Source organism: Actinosynnema sp. NPDC059797, assembly GCF_042732085.1.
Taxonomy (GTDB): domain Bacteria; phylum Actinomycetota; class Actinomycetes; order Mycobacteriales; family Pseudonocardiaceae; genus Actinosynnema.
Map to the genome: position 1 here is coordinate 1 of NZ_JBHWIE010000497.1, position 2,827 is coordinate 2,827.

General features: G+C 71.0%; 2 protein-coding genes. Both read left to right on the forward strand.

The annotated features are described in order from the left end of the window. The first annotated feature begins 400 nt into the window (after positions 1-400). The gene (locus tag ACFV4N_RS40460; RefSeq protein ID WP_499677988.1) at positions 401-1,846 is read left to right on the forward strand and encodes an MFS transporter; all 1,446 of its coding nucleotides are present in this window, start codon (positions 401-403) and stop codon (positions 1,844-1,846) included. Between the two features lie 68 nt (positions 1,847-1,914). Next, the coding region (locus ACFV4N_RS40465; protein ID WP_499677989.1) for a hypothetical protein at positions 1,915-2,827 on the forward strand (913 nt) is incomplete at its 3' end.

A 2,827-nucleotide genomic window follows, 5' to 3' on the forward strand; every position in this document is an offset into this window, starting at 1 on the left:
GACCTCGAACCGGAGCTGATCCGCGAACTCGCTGATCTCGTCGTCCGGGATGCCCTGGTCGGCCGCCGCCTGGCGGAATTGCTCGTAACGGTCCATGGGCGCATGGTCGCACATCGATGAGAGCGCTCTCTTATTGGGATTGGCACCGGGATCGCGAGCACGGCCTCCAGTTCCCCCTTCCGGTTCGGCCACTGCGGACGATTCTCTCCGGGCGACACGCCGCGCCGCACAAAAGTTCGCCCTGAGGAGGGTATGAACTCGGTGAGAATCCGCCGGCGAGAGCCCTTTGCCGTTGCCGTCGGGTGAGGGCGATTCCTAGATTCGGTCACGAGCGAGCACTTCTCCCCGCTGTCCGCGGGCGCCGCACCCCCCTCACCCAAGGAGTTCCGTGGATACCACCATGAGCACCAACGCACCGCCGGGCAGGCCGCGGCACACGCGGTGGAACCCGCGGCTCGTCGGGCAGATCGTCGCGTTGCTCCTGGCGAACGTCACGGCGGACTCGGTGATCGTCATGCCCCTGTTCGTCCTGCCCCAGGTGCTCGACCACTTCGACACCACCCAGGCGGCGTGGATCGGCTCCACCGCGATGCTCGCGGGGGCGATGTGGGCGCCGCTGTTCGGCAAGAGCGCCGACATCCGGGGCAAGCGCCGGATGCTGGCGGTCGCGTTGCTCGTCGCCTGCTGCGGCGCCGTGGTCTGCCTCGTCGCGCCCGACCTCTGGATCTTCGTGCTGGGGCGCGTGCTGCAGGGCGCCGCGGTGGCGGCGGTGTTCCTGACCGTCTCGCTCGTCCGCGACCTGTGCGCACCGCGGATCGCGATGCCCGCGGTCGGCGCGGTGACCACCTGCGCCGGAGTGGTGGGGATCGCCCTGACCACCAGCGTCGAATCGCTCGTGGCGGACTTCGGGTTCCGGGTCGTGTTCGCGGCCTCGGCGCTGTCCGCGATCGTCGCGGCGACCTGCATCCGCGCCTTCGTCCCGGAATCGGAGGTGAGGACACCGGGACGGGTCGACGTCACGGGAACGCTCCTGCTCGGCGGAGGCGTCGTCGCGGTGCTCGGTTACATCAGCCTCGGACCGGACCTCGGCTGGCTCAGCGCGGGCGCGCTCGCGCTGCTCGCCGCCGGCGTCGCGGCGTTGACCCGGTGGCACCTGGTGTCGAGCCGGGTTCCCGAGGCGGTGATCGACCTCAGGAACCTCGGCAGGCCGATGGTGCTCACGCTGCTCGTGGTCGTGCTCGCCACCGGCGCGGGGCAGAGCATGGACCAGCTGCTCAGCCTCATCGCCCAGGTCCCGTCGGACCAGGGCCTCGGCTACGGGCTCGACGCCCAGGGCTCGCTCGCGCTGCTGTTCGGCCTGCCCGCCGTCGGGATCATGGCGGGCGGGTTGCTCTCGGGCCGGCTCGCGGCCCGCACCGACCCCGCCGTGGCCCTGGCCTCGGGCGTCCTGGTGGGCGCCGTGGCCGCCCTCGGCATGTTCCTCGGCGCGTCCTCGTTCCCCGCCGCCGTCTTCTTCGCCTTCTTCCTGAACTTGAGCATGGGATCGCTGCTGGCCTCCGGGTTCAACATGGCGGCCGTCCTCACCGCGCCGCACCGCCAAGGCGCGACCGCGAGCATCGTCTCGGTCACGAGCGCGATCGGCTCGGTGGGCGTGAGCTTCGCCGGCGCGGCCATCCTGTCCGGCACGAGGGTCACGGTCGACGGCAGGGCGGTCAACTCCGCCACCGGCGTGTACAGCTACATCGCGACCTCGGCCGGGTTGTTCGCGATCGCCGCCGTGCTCGCGTTCCTGCTGCTCGCCCAGCGACGCGCCGAGCGTCTACAGAGGACCGTGCAGCTCCCGTGAGCGCCCTCGCGCCCTGATCTCCCGAGCCTCCCCGGCTCGAGCCAGTCCAACCCAGTTGAGGAGTTTCCTTGTCGAACACCGACCCGAGCCACCCGGACGCGAAGATCCTGTCGGTCCACCAACGCCTCGCCACGTCCGGTGCTCGCAGCGCACACGTGTTCCGAACCGACCGCGGGCTGCACCTCGTCGTCCCCCAGTTGGCCGAGGACGTACCGGGACGCGCGCCGGACATGAACGGCGGCAACGCCGACGTCGACGCGCTCCTCCACCGCTGGGAAGGAGGGCGGTTCGTCGAGGTGGGCCGCCTGCCCTGCCCGAGCGGCGAGGACGCGCTGAGCTTCCGCAGCGGGGGGAGGAACTACCTGGCGTTCGCCAACCTCCGCACCGGGAGCGGGCCCTACGAGACCGACGTCGACTCGCTCATCTACCGCGAGGGCGAAGACGGGGAGTGGGTCCTGGACGAGGCGCTGCCCACCTTCGGCGCCAAGCAGTGGCACCACTTCACGATCGACGGCCGCGAGTTCCTGGCGTTGGCCCAGGGCCTGACCATCCCCGGCCTCACGCCCAAGGGCCACGGGCGTTCGGTCGTCTTCGAGCGCGTCGCCGGGCGGTGGGAGGAGTTCCAGGTCCTGGGAGGGCGGTGGGGCTACAACTGGGCCCACTTCCAGGTCGGCGGACGTCACTTCCTGGCCTACGCCGACCAGGTCACGCCGAGTGTCGTCTACCGCTGGGACGGGAACTCCTTCGTCCCCTACCAGACCTTCGCGGAGACGTCCGGGCGGAGCTTCCTGCACTTCTCGCAGGACGGCCAGGAGTGGCTGGCCTTCGCCTGCATCAACGGCGACTCGACGCTCTACCGCTGGAACGGCGAGCTCTTCGAGCCGCACCAGTCGCGGGGGGGGCGCGGGGGGCGCGCGGTGGGCCCCCACCGCCCCCCCCCCCCCCCGTTGCTAGGCCGGGAGAGGGTAAAAAACCGGGAGC

Bases quoted from the DNA above. Each gene is read 5' to 3' on its own strand.
- ACFV4N_RS40460 (WP_499677988.1), top strand. From the start codon at position 401: ATGAGCACCAACGCACCGCCGGGCAGGCCGCGGCACACGCGGTGGAAC.